Below are 17256 nucleotides of genomic sequence, written 5' to 3' on the forward strand. Positions count from 1 at the left end.
CCAGGATGCAGGGGGAACGGGTTCGATCGGCGCCTGCTCGGTAAGCCTTCTGGGCCCGCGCGGTAATGCACTACAACGGGAAGCGTTCGCCCTTCAGTGCCCTACCCCTCGCGCCTGGATCAATGCCCGATAATGCCCCGGGTTGCAGCCGAACCACTTGCGAAATGCCTTATAGAACGAGCTGCTGTCGGCAAACCCCAAACGCTCGGCAAGCTCGCCCATGGCCACGTCTTCCTGGCTGAGCCAGGCGATCGCCAGCTCCCGTCGTACGCTGTCCTTCAGGCCCTGGTAGTTCTGCCCCTCTTCTGCCAGGCGCCGCCGCAGAGTCGATGGCGACAGGCACAGCTGCCGGGCCAGGCTGTCAGCATCGGGCCATTGCTCAGGGGCCAGGCGCAACAGGTCGGTGCGGATACGCCGCCCGAGGCTGGCCGGGTCACGGTACTTGACCAGGATATTGCCCGGCGCTTCGGCCAGAAAACGCTGCAGTTCCTCCTCGCTGCGGCGCAGGGGCAAGTCGAGGCATTGCGAAGCAATGATCATGCGTGTGCGTGGACGCTCAAAATGCAGGCTCTCCGAAAACATGACCCGGTAGTCGTCGCAAAAAGGGGGTTCGGCACAACGCAGATCGATGCTCAGAATCGGGATGCGCCGCCCGGCCAGCCAGCAAGCCACGCCATGCACGATCATCCAGAACGTGAAATAGGTGAACGCACGGCGCGGTTCGTCACGCGGCTCATTGATGACAATTTCGGCCAGGCCTTCCTGGCGCACCAGGCTGGGCTGCATGTCTTGAAGCATCAGCGACAGAAATGCCAGCGAGGTTTCCAGGCCTGCGCCCAGGGTCGGTTGGCCCATGCTGGCACGGCACATGAAAGCCAGGCTGCCACTGCACAAACCGCGCGGGTCCATCGCGAAAAATTCGTCGTTGCAGCGCCGGGCCAGCAAGCGCCACAGGCGGGCATAGGATTCGGCACTGACCCTTGCCTCTGGCAGGTGCAGTTGTTCAACGGCGATGCCCGCCCTGGCCAGCAAGCTACTGTCAGGCTCACCGGCAGGGCAGGTCTGCAACAGCGCTTCGCGCACCAGTTGCATGGAAATGGTGTCTTTGTCGCTCATCGACGGTCCTGTCGGCTGATTGCCGGCCATATTAGGGTCTGTATGAAAAGCCTTGAGACGAAGGTCAGGCAAGGCGAAAACAGCCGAGGAAGCGGAGTTTACGGGTTGTAAATGAGCATTCCGAGGCTGTTTTCAACGCAGCATCACCGAGTATCAAGGCTTTTCATACAGAGCCTAGGGTGCCCCGCAGCAAACAGCCATCATAGCCCCGCTGCCAGACTCAGGAATGCCTGAATCAGGCGCAGTTCCCGACGGCGCTCCAGGCAGCCGATCACGTGTTGGTTGACAAGGCCCTCACCGGCCAATGGTCGTGCCACCACACGGGGATCATTGGCCACTTCAGTGGAAGAAACAACGCCAATCCCCAGTTGCGAGGCCACTGCCTCGGTTACCGCCTCCCGGCTGTCCAGTTCCAGCAATACACGCGGTTGCACGCCCGCCTTGAGGCAGGCCTTGTCGAAGGTGCGCCGCGTGGTGGAGCTGGGTTCGCGCAGCACCATGATCTGCTGGTGCAGCGCGGCCAACGGCAAGTCCTCCCGCTCGCTGGCCCAGGCATGCCCCACAGGTAACAACGCACACAGGCGCGACTCACAGAGCGTTTGCAGATGCAGCCCCTTGCGCGGCTCGATTTCGGTCAGCACCGCCACGTCGGCATGCTCGCCAAGCAGCGCAGCCAACGTCTCCTGTGCATTGCCCAGGCGCAAGTTGACGGTGACGCCAGGGTACCGCTCACGCAACAGCGCCAGCATCGGCATGACCCGGTGCGGGCCGTCGGCGGCTACCTCCAGGCGCCCGGTCAGCAGCTGGCGGTTGGCCTCGAGCATGGCCTGCGCCTCTTCGGCCAGGCCGAACATGGCGCGGGTGATGGCCGCCAGGCGCGTGCCCTCCTCGGTCAGTTCCACGCGCCGTGCGGTACGCCGCAGCAAGGTGATCTGGTAGTGCTCTTCCAGGGCCTTGACGTGCCCGGTCACCGCCGGCTGGCTGATGAACAGGCGCTCGGCAGCACGGGTAAAGCTGCCCTCACGGGCCACGGCGTCGAAAGCGCGTAGCTGGAACAGGTTCATATTTATCGGCCTGACTTATAGCTGGGATAACAACAAACAATTTGATTGATGACAACGCGAATTGCAACCTAGGCCCCGTAGTTTCAGCCCACCGCTTGTGAGGAATAACGGAATGAGCAACGCCCCGATTCTGCTGACCCCAGGTCCCTTGACCACATCAATCCGCACCCGCCAAGCCATGCTGGTGGACTGGGGCTCCTGGGACCGTGACTTCAACCAACTGACTGCCAGCGTCTGCGAACAACTGCTGGCCATCATCGACGGCGCCAGCAGCCACCACTGCGTTCCCCTGCAAGGCAGCGGCACCTTCGCCGTGGAAGCGGCCATCGGCACCTTGGTGCCACGCGATGGCAAGGTTCTGGTACTGATCAACGGCGCGTACGGCCAGCGCCTGGCAAAGATCTGCAAAGTGCTGGGCCGCACCTACAGCACCTTCGAAACGGCCGAAGACCAGCCGACCACGGCCGCCGACGTCGACCGGCTGCTGGCCGAAGACCCGGCCATCACCCATGTGGCGCTGATCCACTGCGAAACCAGCACCGGCATTCTCAACCCGCTCCCCGAGATCGCCCAGGTGATCAAACGCCATGGCAAGCGCCTGATCATTGATGCCATGAGCTCGTTCGGAGCATTGCCGATCGATGCCCGCGAAATCCCCTTCGAAGCGCTGATCGCAGCCTCCGGCAAGTGCCTGGAAGGCGTACCCGGCATGGGCTTCGTCTTCGCCGAAAAGAACGCCCTGGCGGCCGCCGAAGGCAATGCCCACTCGCTGGCCATGGACCTGCACGACCAGCACGCCTACATGGCCAAGACCGGGCAATGGCGCTTCACCCCGCCTACCCACGTGGTCGCGGCCCTGCATGAAGCACTGCAGCAATACAGCGAGGAAGGTGGCCTTCCCGCCCGCCACCAGCGCTACGCAGACAACTGCAAGACGCTGCTCGACGGCATGGCAGCCATCGGCCTGCGCAGTTTTCTGCCCGCCGAAATCCAGGCGCCGATCATCGTCACCTTCCACGCCCCCACCGATGCCCGCTACCAGTTCAAGGACTTCTACGAGCGGGTCAAGGCCAAGGGATTCATTCTCTACCCGGGCAAGCTGACCCAGGTCGAAACCTTCCGCATCGGCTGTATCGGTGTGGTCGGGGCGGACGGCATGCAGGCCGCCGTGAATGCCGTGGCCGACGTGCTGCGGGAAATGGAAGTGCTGGACATCTGACGCTTTGCCCACCCGAACCCAGGAATTAGCGCACATGAACTACAACAACCCCACCCAACTGCAAGCCGCCATCCTCGACTGGGCTGGCACCGTGGTCGATTTCGGCTCATTCGCCCCCACCCAGATCTTTGTCGAGGCCTTTGCCGAGTTCGACGTGCAGGTGTCTATCGAGGAAGCCCGAGGCCCGATGGGCATGGGTAAATGGGACCATATCCGCACCCTGTGCGACGTACCGGAAATTGCCGAGCGCTACCGCAAGGTGTTCGGCCGTACCCCGACCGATGATGACGTCACCGCCATCTACAACCGCTTCATGCCGCTGCAGATCGAGAAGATCGCCGTGCACTCGGCGCTGATCCCCGGTGCGCTGGACACCCTCACCGGTCTACGCCAGGACGGCCTGAAGATCGGTTCGTGCTCGGGCTACCCGAAAGTGGTGATGGACAAGGTGGTTGAACTGGCGGCGCAGAACGGCTACGTAGCCGACCATGTAGTGGCCACCGATGAAACCCCGAACGGCCGCCCATGGCCGGCCCAGGCCTTGGCCAACGTGATTGCGCTGGGGATTGACGATGTAGCGGCCTGCGTGAAGGTGGACGACACCGTGCCAGGCATTCTTGAAGGTCGCCGTGCCGGCATGTGGACCGTGGCACTGGTCTGTTCGGGCAATGCCCTGGGCCTGACCTGGGAAGGCTTCCGCGCGCTGAGTGCCGAAAAACTGGAAAGCGAGCGCCAGCGCATCCATACCCTGTTTGCCGCCTCCCGCCCGCACTACCTGATCGACACCATCAACGATCTTCCCGAAGTGATTGCCGACATCAACCGGCGCCTGGCCAAGGGCGAGATGCCGCAAGCCTTCTGACCCCTGCGGTTTCTCTGTATGTGTGTCCGCCACCAATCTGTGTAGGAGCGGGTTTACCCGCGAATACGGTGGCGGCAGCAACGGTGAACGGCGGGTGGAGATTGGCCAGCAGGCCCGGCCTCTTCGCGGGTAAACCCGCTCCTACGGCCGACAAACCTGAGCTAGAAAGCTATTGCGGCAATTGCACCTGCGGTTTGGTCGCGGCAAAGATCGCCCAGCTGGAGACGAACAGCGCCGCGATCAATGGGCCGATCACGAAGCCGTTGAGGCCGAACACCGCCAGCCCGCCAAGGGTCGACACCAGGATCAGGTAGTCCGGCATCCGCGTATCCTTGCCCACCAGGATGGGCCGCAACACATTATCCACCAGGCCGATCACCAGCACCCCGAACGCAGTAAGCACCAACCCTGGCAGTATCGCCCCGGTCAGCAGGAAATACGCCGCCACCGGCGCCCAGATGATGCCCGCGCCTACCGCCGGCAGCAGCGACAGAAACGCCATCAGCACCGCCCACACCAACGCACTCGGGATATCCAGCACCCAGAAAATAAAGCCACCCAACGCACCTTGGGTAATGGCCACCAGCACGTTGCCCTTCACTGTCGCCCTCACCACACGATTGAACTTCAACTGCAAACGACGCTTCTGGTGCTCGGGCAGCGGGACGGCCATGCGCACCCGGCGCGCGACTTCCGGGCCATCACGCAGGAAAAAGAACAGCAGGTACATCATGATGCCGAAACTGACCAGGAACTCAAATGTGCCCTGGCCAAAGCTGAATGCCTGGCTGGCCAATACCTGGCTACCCTGGGTTGCCCACTTGGTGATCTTGTCACGCAACCCGTCGAGGTTACCCATGCCCATGTTGTCCAGGCCACGCTGGGCGAATGCCGGAAGCATGTCCTTGCCGCGCTCGACGTAACCGGCGATGTCCAGTTGCCCGCTTTCGATGCGCTGGTACAGCGTGGCGCCCTCTTGTACCAGCAGGGCGCTGGTGATGATCACCGGCAGGATCGCCACAAGCAGGCACACCAGCGTGGACGTGACCGCAGCAAGGTTACGCCGCCGCCCGCTGCGGATGAGCAAATGACGCTGCAGCGGGGCGAACAGGATACCGAGGATCACCGCCCAGAAGATTGCGCCGTAATACGGCAGCAGAATCCAGAAAAAGGCAATGGTTACGAGCGCCAAGAGTACTGCCAGGGCTTTATTCTGTAGCGCGGTTTCGTTCATCGCAGTTCCTCACATGGCTTATGAGTGATTAGTGCACCGCACTTGGACAAAAGTGCCGCGCTCACTTGACGCAAATCAATACGCACCCTGTCCATCCCCCCTAGCATCGCCGCCTTTTTGCCCCGGTGCGCACATGAACCCTACTGCCAAGCCCGAACTGCTGGCCCCCGCCGGCACTCTCAAGACCATGCGCTACGCGTTTGCCTACGGCGCCGATGCGGTCTACGCCGGCCAGCCGCGTTACAGCTTGCGGGTGCGCAACAACGAGTTCGATCACGCCAACCTGGCACTGGGGATCGAGGAGGCGCACGCCTTGGGCAAGCGCTTCTACGTGGTGGTCAACATCGCCCCGCACAATGCCAAGCTCAAGACCTTCCTCAAAGACCTGGCACCCGTGATCGAGATGGCGCCGGACGCGCTGATCATGTCCGACCCCGGCCTGATCATGCTGGTGCGCCAGCACTTCCCGCAGATGCCGGTGCACCTGTCAGTGCAGGCCAACACCGTCAACTGGGCGAGCGTGCAGTTCTGGCAGCAACTTGGGCTGAGCCGGGTGATCCTGTCTCGAGAGCTGTCGCTGGACGAAATCGAAGAAATCCGCCAGCAGGTGCCAGGAATGGAGCTGGAAGTGTTCGTGCACGGCGCCCTGTGCATGGCCTATTCCGGCCGTTGCCTGCTGTCGGGCTACCTCAACAAGCGTGACGCCAACCAGGGCACCTGCACCAATGCCTGCCGCTGGAAATACGACGCCACGCCAGCCACCGAGAACGCCACCGGTGACATCGTGCGCCAAGTGCAGCCCACCCTGGGCCTGGGTGCCCCTACCGACCAGGTGTTCCTGCTGCAGGAAAGCAACCGCCCCGGCACTGAAATGCCGGCGTTCGAGGATGAACACGGCACCTACATCATGAACGCCAAGGACCTGCGCGCCATCCAGCACGTCGAGCGCCTGGCCTTGATGGGTGTGCATTCGCTGAAGATCGAGGGTCGCACCAAATCGCACTTCTACTGTGCCCGCGCGGTGCAGTCGTATCGCCAGGCGATCGACGACGCGGTGGCCGGGCGGCCATTCGACCGCGCCCTGATGGGTAACCTCGAATCCTTGGCACAACGCGGTTACACCGAAGGTTTCCTGCGCCGCCACGTGCACGACGAGTACCAGAACTACCAGCGGGGCAACTCGGTGTCCGAACGCCAGCAATTCGTTGGCGAGCTGACCGGCGTGCGTATCGACGGCCTCGCCGAGGTCAAGGTGAAGAACCGCTTCGCCGTGGGCGACCATCTGGAGCTGATGACCCCGCGCGGTAACTACCACTTCGACCTGCACCGCCTGCACAACCGCCAGCAGCACGCCATCGAGGTCGCACCGGGCGATGGCCATGTGGTGTACCTGCCGATCCCGGAACAGGTTGCCCTCGACTACGGCCTGCTGATGCGCGACCTCCGCATCGACGAAGCAGCAAGCTGACAACACTGTAATGTGCACCTCAGCTACCTGACAGCCGGCTGCAGCGAACATCGTGGCTCTTCTGCATGAGGCCACGCCATGTTGCGCAACCCCTCCCGCCGTACGTTTGTCAAAGGCCTGGGCGCCGCCAGCACGCTGGCGGGCTTGGGGCTGTGGCGCCCGCTGGCCCAGGCCGCCGAAGGCCGAGACCTGGCCGGCCAGCATTTCGAGCTGTTCATTGGCCAGACCCCGGTCAACATCACAGGCCGGCCGCGTACCGCACTGACCGTCAACAACAGCCTGCCCGGCCCACTGCTGCGCTGGCGCGAAGGTGACACCGTGACCTTGCGCGTGCGCAACCGACTGGCGCAGGACACCTCGATCCACTGGCACGGCATCATCCTGCCGGCCAACATGGACGGCGTGCCTGGTCTGAGCTTCGCTGGTATCGAGCCCGGCGGCGACTACCTTTACCAGTTCACCCTGCGCCAGAGCGGCACCTACTGGTACCACAGCCATTCGGGGCTGCAGGAGCAAGCCGGGGTATACGGGGCGATCGTGATCGAGCCACGCGAGCCCGAAACGCACCGCTACCAGCGCGATCATGTGCTGCTGTTCAGCGACTGGTCAGACCAGGCGCCGGAACACCTGATGGCGACGCTGAAGAAGCAGTCCGACGCGTACAACTTCCACAAGCGCACGGTTGGCGACTTCATCGATGACGTGGCCGAAAACGGCTGGAGCCCCACCGTCGCCGAACGCACGGCCTGGGCGCGCATGCGCATGAGCCCAACCGACCTCGCGGATATCAGCGCCGCCACCTACACCTACCTGCTCAACGGCCAACCACCGCAAGGCAACTTCACCTGCCTGTTCCAGCCAGGCGAAACCGTGCGCCTGCGGCTGATCAACGCCTCAGCCATGACCTATTTCGACTTCCGCATCCCTGGGCTGAAGCTGACGGTGATCGCCGCCGACGGTTTGCCGGTGACACCCGTGAGCGTGGATGAACTGCGCATTGCCGTGGCAGAGACCTACGACGTGCTGGTAACCGTGGGCGACCAACCCGCCTACACCCTGTTCGCCCAGAGCATGGACCGCACCGGCTTCGCCCGAGGCACCCTGGCCCGTGCGGCCGGGCTGCAGGCACCGGTGCCAGCCCCCGACCCGCGCCCGGTGCTGAGCATGGACGACATGGGCCACGGCAGTATGGATGCCATGGCGGGCATGGACCACGGCAAGATGGCCGGCATGAGCCACGCCGCCATGCCGGCCATGCAGCAACACCCGGCTAGTGAAATCGGCAACCCGCTGGTGGACATGCAGACGATGGCACCGCGTCCCAACCTGGCCGACCCTGGCATCGGCCTGCGTGACAACGGTCGCCGCGTGCTGACCTACGCCGACCTGCGCAGCCCCTACCCCGACCCGGACGGCCGCCCGCCATCGCGCGACATCGAGCTGCACCTGACCGGCCATATGGAGCGCTTCGCCTGGTCGTTCGACGGCATCAAGTTCAGCGACGCCGAACCGCTGCGGCTGACCTACGGGGAGCGCGTGCGCATCACCCTGGTCAACGACACCATGATGACCCACCCCATCCACCTGCACGGCATGTGGAGCGACCTGGAAGACGAGCATGGCCAGTTCCTGGTGCGCAAGCACACCGTCGACATCCCGCCCGGCAGCCGACGCGCCTACCGGGTGACCGCCGACGCGCTGGGCCGCTGGGCCTACCACTGCCACTTGCTCTACCACATGGAGAGCGGCATGCTCCGCGAGGTACGCGTCGATGAATGACACCCGCAACCGCAGCATCGTGGCAGGCGTGACGCTACTGACCTTGCTCGCCAGTGAACGGGCGATGGCCGCGGGTTTCGAACACACGAACCACGGCCAGATGGGCCATCAGGCCATGCCCATGAACCACGAAAGCATGAGCCATGGCCAGCCTTCCCTCAGCCAGCCTCGCACACCCCTGCCTGTCATCACCGACGCCGACCGCCGCGCCGCCTTCCCGCCATTGCCAGGGCACCAGGTGCATGACCGGGCGCTGAACTGGGCAGTGATCGTGGACAAGCTCGAATACCAGAACTTCGAGAGCAGCAACGCCCTGAACTGGAGCGCCACCGCCTGGGTCGGCGGCGATATCGACCGCTTGTGGCTGCGCACCGAAGGCGAACGCGAACAGGGCAAGACCCACAAGGCCGAGCTGCAGGCGCTGTGGGGCCATGCCGTGAGCCCGTGGTGGGAACTGGTGGCCGGTGCACGCCAGGACTTCAAGCCTGCCAGTGGCCAAACCTGGGCCGCCCTCGGCATCCAGGGCACACCGTTGTATGGCCTGGAGCTGCAAGCCACCGCCTATGCAGGCGAACGGCAACAGACCGCGCTGCGCCTGGAAGCCGCTTACGCTATGCTGCTGACCAACCGCTGGATACTGGAGCCGACCCTGGAGGCCAACCTCTACGGGCGCAATGACGCCGGGCGCGAACAAGGCGCGGGGCTGGCCGACAGCGAGGTGGGCCTGCGCCTGCGCTACGAAATCACGCGCGGCTTCGCCCCCTACGTCGGGCTCAGTTTCAACCGCCTGCACGGCTCGCGTGCCAGCCAGGCCCGCGAAGACGGCGAAGACCTGGGGCAGACCCGCCTGGTCGCCGGTATCCGCCTGCGTTTTTAAAGGAGTGCTTCACCATGCTGCGCAAACACCTGCTGACCCTGAGCCTGCTGGCCGTCACCGGCCTGGCCCAGGCCGCCGAGACCATCGACGTCTACCGCGACCCCAACTGCGGCTGCTGCAAGGCCTGGATCAGCCACCTGCGTGACAACGGCTTTATCGTCAATGACCACGTCGAGCCAAACATGAGCGCCGTCAAGCAACGCCTGGGCGTGGCGCCGCGCCTGGCGTCGTGCCACACCGGGGTGATCGACGGCAAGTTTGTCGAAGGCCACGTGCCGGCCGAGCAGGTGCGCCTGCTGGCCAAGCGCAACGACCTCAAGGGCCTGGCGGTACCGGGCATGCCCATGGGCTCGCCCGGCATGGAGATGGGTGACCACAAGGACGCCTACCAGGTCATCGGGGTGACCCAGAATGGCCAGGACACCGTGGTCGCCAACTACTGATGCTCAGCCTGGGGGCGCTGTTTCTCAGCGCCTTTGGTGCCGCCACCCTGCTACCGCTGCAATCAGAGGCCGTGCTGGTCGGTCTGTTGCTGCGCCAGCCCGAGGCCTGGGCGACCCTGCTGCTGGTGGCTACCCTGGGCAACGTGCTCGGCTCGGTGGTCAACTGGCTGCTGGGCCGGGCCATCGAGCACCTGCGCGACAAACGCTGGTTCCCTTTCAGCGCTGCCCAGCTGGCGCGTGCGCAGCAGCGCTACCAACGCTGGGGGCAATGGTCGCTGCTGCTCAGCTGGATGCCGGTGATCGGCGACCCGCTTACGCTGATCGCCGGGATCATGCGTGAGCCGTTCTGGCGCTTCCTGTTGCTGGTGACCCTGGCCAAGGCTGGCCGCTATGCAGTGCTCGCGATGATTACCCTGGGCTGGTTTCACGCCTGGTAACACCTTTCAGGTTTCGCGTGGTCCACTGCCTGCTACAGTCGCCCCTTCCTACCTGGCCCAACACGGAGTGCCCCCATGCTGCGCGCAACCGCCCTGGCCCTGACCTGCCTTGCCGGCAGTTCGGCCATCGCTGCCGAGTCGCCTACCTACGGCCCCCAGCTCGAAGGCTTCAGCTACCCGCACCCCCTCAAGCATTTCGACTTCAAGTCCCAGGGCCAGGCCCTGCAGATGGGCTACATGGACGTGCCCGCCCAGGGCGAGGCCAACGGCCACAACGTGGTGCTGATGCACGGCAAGAACTTCTGCGCCGCCACCTGGGAAACCACCATCGACGCCTTGAGCAAGGCCGGCTACCGGGTCATCGCGCCCGACCAGGTCGGCTTCTGTACGTCAAGCAAACCGGCGCATTACCAGTACAGCTTTCAGCAACTGGCCGACAACACCCATGCCCTGCTCGAACAGCTGGGTGTGAAGCAAGCCATTGTGCTCGGCCACTCCACCGGCGGCATGCTCGCCACCCGCTATGCGCTGATGTACCCACAGCAGGTGGAACGCCTGGCAATGGTCAACCCGATCGGTCTGGAGGACTGGAAAGCATTGGGCGTGCCCTACCGCACCTTGGACCAGTGGTATGCCCGCGAGCTCAAGCTGGATGCCGAAGGCGTACGCGCCTATGAACGCAAAACCTATTACGTCGGGCGCTGGAAGCCTGAATACGAACGCTGGGTGCAGATGCTGGTGGGCCTGAACAAAGGGCCCGGGCATGAAGCGGTGGCGTGGAACTCGGCACTGATCTACGACATGATCTTTACCCAGCCGGTGTACTACGAGTTCAAGCACCTGCAGATGCCAACCCTGCTGCTGATCGGCGACAAGGACACCACGGCCATCGGCAGCGATATCGCGCCGCCGGAGGTGAAGGCCAAGCTGGGCAAATATGCCGAGCTAGGGCCGCAGGTGGCCAAGCTGATACCCAAAGGTGAGCTGATCACCTTCGAAGGCATGGGGCATGCGCCACAAATCGAGGAACCGGTGCGGTTCAATCGCACCCTGGTCGAATGGCTGGGCAAGTGAGCCAATGATTGGCCCCTGTGGGAGCGCGCAGGCTTTGGAATTTTGCACAAGCCCGCTGCTGCCACAGGGTTCCTCTACACGTTCCAGACCAGCGCTTCTGTCCAGCCCAGCTCGGCAAAGTCGCCCGCCCGCAACTCGGCCTCTTCCTCGCAGAAAAACTCATCCAGCTGAGGTGGCCTGACCGCGGTATCACTGAGCATCGCGTGCACCTGCCCACGGTGATGCACCTGATGTTCGAACAGATGCGCCAGCAAACGCAGCCGCTGCTCGCGCTGCACCCGATCAGGCCGCACGACGCTCACATAGCGGCCCAGGTCGCCATCACTCAGCCCTCGGCAGTAGGCGATCAAACGGTGGTCAGCCTGGGCCTGCTCGGCATGCAGGTCGGTACAGGTGGCAAACGGCTGCTCCGGGTCGAAAAAGCGTTCGCCGTCGGTATCGGGCTGCTCGCCGCGCTGCTCGCACTCCAGCATATGCAGGTAAAACCAATCCACCGTCAGCAAGTGGTTGAGGGTGGCCTTGATCGACGGGAAGAAGCTGCAACGCGGGGCGACGAACTCGTCCTGGGTCAGTTGCAGGCAGGCCTTGTACAGGCGGTGGTTGGCCCAGCCATTGTTATAGGCCTGGGTCAGCAGATGATGCGATAACGGCTGCATGGTCGGCTCCTTTTCAGGCGAAGCGTTGCAGTTGCATCTCCCGCAGCCGGCTCAGGGTACGCTGGTACGGGAACGCCAGATAACCTTGAGTGTAGAGCGCATCGAGCGGCACCTGTGCCTCCAGGTACAACGCCACCCGGCGGTCATAGCATTCGTCGACCAGGGCAATGAAGCGGCGAACCGCATCGTCCTTGGGCGACAGTGCAGGCAGTTCACGGTCGCCCGCCACTACCCTCGCCGCGCCATCTTCGGTGCCACGGGCAATACGCCCCGCCCGCTGTTCCCCGCCCAGCGCCGGAATGCCGGATACCAGAATCGAGGGAAAACGGTCGCACAAGGCCATGAACTCCATGGCGGCCAGGGGTTGATCGCACAGATCGGTGAAACGACACCAGATAGCCTGCTCACTGCGCCGCACGACGTGAATGTGCCTTGAGCCAATAACCAAGGGCTGATCGGTGCCGGCGTCTTCGGGGCTGAGCTGGCGGAACACCTCGGCCAACTGGCTGACCTGCCCTGCCTCGGCTACCCAATAGCGCTGCCGCGCTTCACCGGGGTGCAGGCGGTGATCCTGCTCGCCCGCTACTGGCAGTACCTGCATGTGACGACCAATGGCGGCGATGGCCGGCAGAAACCGCTCGCGGTTGAAGCCATCGCGGTAGAGCTGCTCGGGTGGCTGGTTGGAAGTGGCAACAATCACCACGCCCTGATCGAACAATACCTGGAACAGGCGGCCAAGGATGATCGCATCACCGATGTCGTTGACGAACAGTTCATCAAAGCACAGCACACGGATTTGCCGCGCCAGCTCCGCCGCCAGGGCCAGCAGCGGGTCGGCGGTACCGTTGAGCTGAAACAGGCGCTGATGCACCCAGGCCATGAAGTGGTGGAAGTGCTGGCGCCGGCTCGGTATGCGCAGACACTGGTGGAACTGGTCCATCAGCCACGTCTTGCCGCGCCCGACCGGGCCCCAGAGGTAGAGGCCCTGGGTGGGGCGGCCCTGCTCGAGGGACTGGAAGCAGCCTTGCAAGGCCTCGACGACGCGGGCCTGGGCGGGATCAGCAACGTAGCCCCGAGTGCTCAGGGCTTGCTGGTAGAGGGATTGGGGGTCGATGGCCATGGCCGCATTCTACCCGACTGCCACCCTCGGTGCAGGAGCGTGTCAGTCCGTCAGGCCTATCTTGAGCAGCGCGCCGTCCTTGTCATCGGTCAGGACATACAGGTAACCATCCGGCCCCACCCGCACATCACGGATACGCGCGTTCAGGTCACCGAGCAACCGCTCTTCGTGCACCACCTTGTCGCCGTCCAGTTGCAAGCGGATCAATTCCTGAGTGGCCAACGCACCGATGAACAGATTGTGGTCCCAGGCCTTGAACGTCGGGCTGTCGTAGAACGCCATGCCGCTGATACCCGGTGACTTTTCCCAGACATGGTGCGGGTCGATCATGCCGTCCACATGCTTGCCCTTGGCCTCGGGGATTGGCAGCAGCGAATAGTTGATGCCGTGGGTCGCCATCGGCCAGCCGTAGTTCTTGCCAGGCTTTGGGATGTTGATTTCATCACCACCGCGCGGGCCGTGTTCGTGGGTCCACAGCTGGCCGGTCCAGGGGTTGAGCGCAGCACCTTGCTGATTACGGTGGCCGTACGACCAGATCTCCGGGCGCACGTTGCCCTTGCCGACGAAGGGGTTGTCTTTGGGCACTTCGCCGTCCGGCAGAATACGCACGACCTTGCCTTGCAACTTGTCCAGGTCCTGAGCAGTGGGGCGTTGGTTGTTCTCGCCCAGGGCGATGAACAGGTAGCCGTCGCGGTCGAACACCAGCCGCGAGCCGAAGTGGTTACCCACCGACAGCTTGGGCTGCTGGCGGAAGATCACGGTGAAATTCTCCAGCCGGGCGCGGTCTTCGGACAGCTGCCCGCGGCCGACCGCAGTACCGGCCTTGCCGTCACTGCCCTCCTCGGCGTAGGACAGGTAGACGGTGCGGTCCTTGCCGAATTCCGGTGACAGCGCCACATCCAGCAAGCCACCCTGGCCCTCGGCCCAGACCTTGGGTACACCACTGATCGACGGGCCAACCTTGCCTTCGGCATTGACCAGCCGCAGGTTGCCCGCCCGCTCGGTCACCAGCATGTCCTTGCCGCCGGGCAGGAAGGCCAGGGCCCAAGGGTTGCGTAGGCCATCGGCAAGCGTGCTGACGATCAAGGTACCTTCTTCGCTGGGAAATCGCTGTTCGGCCGCCGCATGCGCCCACAAGGGCAGTAGCGCGGCAGCAGCCAGGGTGGCCAGCCAGGGTGCTCGAAGCATGCCGGATTCCTTTCAAGTGTTTTTACGGCGCACGTGGGTTGTCACGGGGTGGCCGAGTGGGTTCCAGGTTCGGGGTTTGCTGCTGACGGCGCAGGTTGTCGCCGTTGCCGATGCCGCGGTTGTCCAGGGTGGGTGGGCGCTGGTACGGGTCGGTGGACGGGCCACGTACCGGTGGCGCAGCCGGCATGCTGCCTTGACGGCTGTTCGGGTTGGCCCGCTGGATCGGGCTGTTGTAAGGGTTATTGTTGCCGGCAGCACGTTGCACGGGCTGCTGCGCCGCCGCGTGCGCGGGCAGGCACAAGGCCAGGCCGAGGGCCAGGATGGGCAATGTCGGGGTCATGCTTCACCTCCTGTACGAAAATGCCGCGCCTGGTGGGTTTGATAGCCTAAGGCGCGAGGGGTTCGCGGCAAAAGTGTGAATGCGGGTGGAGATGATTCCTGATGTTTCAGTATGGGCCTCGGAGGGCTGCTTTGCAGCCATTCGCGGGCGCGCCCGCTCCCACGGTCACCCACAGATTTCTGGCCCTGTGAGACACGTGTGGGAGCGGGCTTGCCCGCGAATGGCCGCAAAATCTACTGGCCGTTGTCCACCTTGTGCCGCGCCGCATACAGGCACAGCATCTCCATGGCCAAGGTTGCCCCGGCCAAAGCAGTGATATCGGCATGGTCATAGGCTGGCGCCACTTCCACCAAGTCCATGCCTACCAGGTTGATGCCACGCAGCCCACCCAGAATCTCCAGCGCCTGCACCGTGCTCAGCCCGCCACACACAGGCGTTCCGGTACCGGGTGCGTAGGCCGGATCGAGGCAGTCAATGTCGAAGGTCAGGTACACCGGCCGCTCGCCCACCCGCTGGCGAATCGCCGCAATCACCGCCTCTGTGCCCTGGCGGTGCACTTGCCTGGCGTCGAGAATGGCAAAGCCCTGGCTGTCGTCATTGGTCGTGCGCAGGCCAATCTGTACCGAGTGGGCCGGGTCAACCAGGCCTTCGCGGGCGGCATGCCAGAACATGGTGCCGTGATCGATGCGCTTGCCCGCCTCGTCTGGCCAGGTGTCACTGTGCGCATCGAAATGAATGAGCGCCAGCGGGCCATGGCGGCGGGCGTGAGCCTTGAGCAACGGGTAGCTGATGAAGTGGTCCCCACCGAGGGTGAGCATGGCGCACCCCGCCTGCAGAATATGCTCGGCATGGGCCTCGATGCTGTCCGGTACCGACTGCGGCGTGCCGCTGTCGAAGGGGCAGTCACCATAGTCGATCACCGCCAGGTGGTCGAACGGGTCGAACGCCCACGGCCAGTGGCGGGCCCAGGCCTGCTGAACCGAGGCCGCACGAATCGCCCGCGGGCCGAAGCGCGCGCCGGGGCGGTTACTGGTGGCCGTGTCGAACGGCACACCGCTGACCACCACATCCACACCGCGCAAGTCGCGGCTGTAGCGGCGGCGGGAAAAACTGACAACACCGGCGTAGGTGCTTTCTGCGGCGGTCCCATACAGGCTATCGCGGGTAATTGCCTGGTCGTTGCTTGCGGCTTGGTCCACGGTCGGGCTCCTTGATTGTCACGGGCTACTGCCGGCTGCGGAAGGCGGTCCACAGACGGTTGCGTTGGCGCAGGTCGGCCAGGGCCATGCTGCGGTCGGCGTACAGGCGCTGACGCACCTCGGCCGACGGATAGATATCCGGGTCGTTGCGCACCGCTTCGTCCACCAGCGGCGTGGCAGCCTGGTTGGCGTTGGCGAAGAACAGCGTGTTGGTCAGCGCTGCCACCGACTCTGGCTTGAGCATGAAGGCGATGAACGCCCGGGCGGCCTCGGGGTGTGGGGCGTCCTTGGGGATGACCAGGTTGTCCTGCCATACCAGCGTGCCTTCGCGGGGGATGCGGTAGATCACCTCGAACGGCTTGCCGGCACGACGGGCCTGGTCGGCGGCCATCGCTGCATCACCGTTGTAGGTCAGCGCCAGGCACACGCTGCCATTGGCCAGATCGTTGATCTGCCGGCCGTTGGCGACGTAGCTGATCGACGGCTGCAACTGGCTGAGCAGGTTCTGCGCGGCGGCCAGGTCACCCTTGTTCTGGCTGTAAGGGTCCTTGCCCAGGTAGTTCAGGGCTACGCCGATCACCTCCTGGGGCGAGTCTGGTATGGCGATGCCGCAACCCTTCAGGCGGGCGGCGTACTCGGGCTTGAACAACAGGTCGAGGCTGTCCAGCGGTACATCACCAAGGCGCTGGCGTACCGCCTCCACATTCACCCCCAGGCCCAGCGTGCCCCAGGTGTACGGCACAGCATGGCGGTTGCCGGGGTCAACCTCGGCCAGTTTGCCCAGCAGGTCCTTGTCGAGGTTGCCGTAGCCAGGCATGGCCTGAGCGTCCAGCGGTTGCAGGGCATTGGCCTTGAGCGCCCGGGCCAGCACGGTGGATGACGGCACCACCACGTCGTAGCCGCTACCACCGGTCAGCAGCTTGGTTTCCAGTACCTCGGGGGTGTCAAAGGTGTCGTAACGCACCTTGTAGCCGGTTTCCCGTTCGAAGCGTTGCAGGGTTTGCGGGGCGACGTAATCGGCCCAGCTGTAGAGGTTGACGACCTTTTCTTCGGCCTGCAGCGGCAGGGCCAGAACCAGAGACAAAAGGCACAACGATCGACGCATGGCGGACACCTCGGTAAATGGGTGGATGCCGCGAGCATGCCAGCCGGGTTACATTGCACCAATGGCAAGTTTGCA

The 17256-nt window shown here is 64.0% G+C and carries 17 protein-coding genes; 8 read left to right on the forward strand and 9 right to left on the reverse strand.

Features of this window, described 5'->3' with window-relative positions:
- Positions 1-93 precede the first annotated feature (93 nt).
- A complete protein-coding gene (locus INQ47_RS13575) occupies positions 94-1116 on the reverse strand; it encodes an AraC family transcriptional regulator (RefSeq protein WP_404701899.1) in 1023 nt (340 codons plus the stop codon).
- 200 nt (positions 1117-1316) lie between these two features.
- Positions 1317-2180 carry a LysR substrate-binding domain-containing protein gene (locus INQ47_RS13580; RefSeq protein ID WP_404701900.1) on the reverse strand — a complete coding sequence of 288 codons (864 nt, stop codon included), beginning with the start codon at positions 2178-2180 and terminating at the stop codon, positions 1317-1319.
- 112 nt (positions 2181-2292) lie between these two features.
- Here INQ47_RS13580 and INQ47_RS13585 point away from each other — a divergent pair, with 112 nt between their 5' ends.
- Complete coding sequence (locus INQ47_RS13585) at positions 2293-3399, forward strand: 2-aminoethylphosphonate--pyruvate transaminase (RefSeq protein WP_252458362.1); 1107 nt, start codon at positions 2293-2295, stop codon at positions 3397-3399.
- A gap of 34 nt (positions 3400-3433) precedes the next feature.
- Positions 3434-4261, forward strand: a complete 828-nt coding sequence (gene phnX, locus INQ47_RS13590) for a phosphonoacetaldehyde hydrolase (RefSeq protein WP_404701901.1) — start codon at positions 3434-3436, stop codon at positions 4259-4261.
- 169 nt (positions 4262-4430) lie between these two features.
- Here the strand turns inward: phnX and INQ47_RS13595 are convergent, their stop codons facing one another.
- Entirely contained in the window at positions 4431-5495 is a 1065-nt protein-coding gene (locus INQ47_RS13595; RefSeq protein ID WP_392462070.1) for an AI-2E family transporter, read from the reverse strand.
- Positions 5496-5628: 133 nt separating this feature from the next.
- Between INQ47_RS13595 and yegQ the strand changes: the two genes are divergently transcribed.
- The 6 genes from yegQ (at position 5629) to INQ47_RS13625 (ending at position 11573) form a co-directional block, all read left to right on the forward strand.
- Positions 5629-6963 (forward strand): tRNA 5-hydroxyuridine modification protein YegQ, encoded by a 1335-nt coding sequence (yegQ, locus tag INQ47_RS13600; protein WP_021785359.1) that lies wholly within the window; start codon positions 5629-5631, stop codon positions 6961-6963.
- A gap of 81 nt (positions 6964-7044) precedes the next feature.
- Complete coding sequence (locus INQ47_RS13605; RefSeq protein WP_404701950.1) at positions 7045-8742, forward strand: copper resistance system multicopper oxidase; 1698 nt, start codon at positions 7045-7047, stop codon at positions 8740-8742.
- The gene (locus INQ47_RS13610; RefSeq protein ID WP_404701902.1) at positions 8735-9619 is read left to right on the forward strand and encodes a copper resistance protein B; all 885 of its coding nucleotides are present in this window, start codon (positions 8735-8737) and stop codon (positions 9617-9619) included. Before INQ47_RS13605 ends, INQ47_RS13610 begins: the two co-directional genes overlap by 8 nt.
- Positions 9620-9633: 14 nt before the next feature.
- Positions 9634-10062: a DUF411 domain-containing protein gene (locus tag INQ47_RS13615; RefSeq protein ID WP_176684904.1), complete on the forward strand. Its 429-nt coding sequence runs from the start codon at positions 9634-9636 to the stop codon at positions 10060-10062.
- Positions 10062-10499: a YqaA family protein gene (locus INQ47_RS13620; RefSeq protein ID WP_010953185.1), complete on the forward strand. Its 438-nt coding sequence runs from the start codon at positions 10062-10064 to the stop codon at positions 10497-10499. The genes INQ47_RS13615 and INQ47_RS13620 overlap by 1 nt, the downstream gene beginning before the upstream one ends.
- Before the next feature lie 75 nt (positions 10500-10574).
- Positions 10575-11573, forward strand: a complete 999-nt coding sequence (locus INQ47_RS13625) for an alpha/beta fold hydrolase (RefSeq protein ID WP_404701903.1) — start codon at positions 10575-10577, stop codon at positions 11571-11573.
- Positions 11574-11647: 74 nt separating this feature from the next.
- On the opposite strand, the gene INQ47_RS13630 is transcribed toward INQ47_RS13625, so the two are convergent.
- The 6 genes from INQ47_RS13630 to INQ47_RS13655 form a co-directional block, all read right to left on the reverse strand.
- Positions 11648-12229 (reverse strand): DinB family protein, encoded by a 582-nt coding sequence (locus tag INQ47_RS13630; protein ID WP_021785363.1) that lies wholly within the window; start codon positions 12227-12229, stop codon positions 11648-11650.
- 13 nt (positions 12230-12242) lie between these two features.
- On the reverse strand, positions 12243-13349 hold the full coding sequence (gene zapE / locus INQ47_RS13635; protein WP_021785364.1) for a cell division protein ZapE: 1107 nt from the start codon (positions 13347-13349) through the stop codon (positions 12243-12245).
- Between the two features lie 42 nt (positions 13350-13391).
- A complete protein-coding gene (locus tag INQ47_RS13640; RefSeq protein WP_404701904.1) occupies positions 13392-14537 on the reverse strand; it encodes a PQQ-dependent sugar dehydrogenase in 1146 nt (381 codons plus the stop codon).
- Between the two features lie 22 nt (positions 14538-14559).
- Entirely contained in the window at positions 14560-14877 is a 318-nt protein-coding gene (locus INQ47_RS13645) for a hypothetical protein (RefSeq protein WP_010953180.1), read from the reverse strand.
- Positions 14878-15110: 233 nt separating this feature from the next.
- The gene (gene speB, locus INQ47_RS13650) at positions 15111-16076 is read right to left on the reverse strand and encodes an agmatinase (protein WP_021785367.1); all 966 of its coding nucleotides are present in this window, start codon (positions 16074-16076) and stop codon (positions 15111-15113) included.
- 25 nt (positions 16077-16101) lie between these two features.
- On the reverse strand, positions 16102-17181 hold the full coding sequence (locus tag INQ47_RS13655; protein WP_103469263.1) for an extracellular solute-binding protein: 1080 nt from the start codon (positions 17179-17181) through the stop codon (positions 16102-16104).
- Between the last annotated feature and the right edge of the window lie 75 nt (positions 17182-17256).

Source organism: Pseudomonas sp. 3HC3 (assembly GCF_044904505.1).
GTDB classification, from domain to species: Bacteria; Pseudomonadota; Gammaproteobacteria; order Pseudomonadales; family Pseudomonadaceae; genus Aquipseudomonas; species Aquipseudomonas putida_Y.

Bases quoted from the DNA above. Each gene is read 5' to 3' on its own strand.
- INQ47_RS13595 (WP_392462070.1), bottom strand. From the start codon at position 5,495: ATGAACGAAACCGCGCTACAGAATAAAGCCCTGGCAGTACTCTTGGCG.
- INQ47_RS13580 (WP_404701900.1), bottom strand. From the start codon at position 2,180: ATGAACCTGTTCCAGCTACGCGCTTTCGACGCCGTGGCCCGTGAGGGC.
- INQ47_RS13585 (WP_252458362.1), top strand. From the start codon at position 2,293: ATGAGCAACGCCCCGATTCTGCTGACCCCAGGTCCCTTGACCACATCA.
- zapE (WP_021785364.1), bottom strand. From the start codon at position 13,349: ATGGCCATCGACCCCCAATCCCTCTACCAGCAAGCCCTGAGCACTCGG.
- yegQ (WP_021785359.1), top strand. From the start codon at position 5,629: ATGAACCCTACTGCCAAGCCCGAACTGCTGGCCCCCGCCGGCACTCTC.
- INQ47_RS13645 (WP_010953180.1), bottom strand. From the start codon at position 14,877: ATGACCCCGACATTGCCCATCCTGGCCCTCGGCCTGGCCTTGTGCCTG.
- INQ47_RS13615 (WP_176684904.1), top strand. From the start codon at position 9,634: ATGCTGCGCAAACACCTGCTGACCCTGAGCCTGCTGGCCGTCACCGGC.
- INQ47_RS13655 (WP_103469263.1), bottom strand. From the start codon at position 17,181: ATGCGTCGATCGTTGTGCCTTTTGTCTCTGGTTCTGGCCCTGCCGCTG.
- INQ47_RS13575 (WP_404701899.1), bottom strand. From the start codon at position 1,116: ATGAGCGACAAAGACACCATTTCCATGCAACTGGTGCGCGAAGCGCTG.
- INQ47_RS13640 (WP_404701904.1), bottom strand. From the start codon at position 14,537: ATGCTTCGAGCACCCTGGCTGGCCACCCTGGCTGCTGCCGCGCTACTG.
- phnX (WP_404701901.1), top strand. From the start codon at position 3,434: ATGAACTACAACAACCCCACCCAACTGCAAGCCGCCATCCTCGACTGG.
- INQ47_RS13630 (WP_021785363.1), bottom strand. From the start codon at position 12,229: ATGCAGCCGTTATCGCATCATCTGCTGACCCAGGCCTATAACAATGGC.
- INQ47_RS13625 (WP_404701903.1), top strand. From the start codon at position 10,575: ATGCTGCGCGCAACCGCCCTGGCCCTGACCTGCCTTGCCGGCAGTTCG.
- INQ47_RS13620 (WP_010953185.1), top strand. From the start codon at position 10,062: ATGCTCAGCCTGGGGGCGCTGTTTCTCAGCGCCTTTGGTGCCGCCACC.
- INQ47_RS13610 (WP_404701902.1), top strand. From the start codon at position 8,735: ATGAATGACACCCGCAACCGCAGCATCGTGGCAGGCGTGACGCTACTG.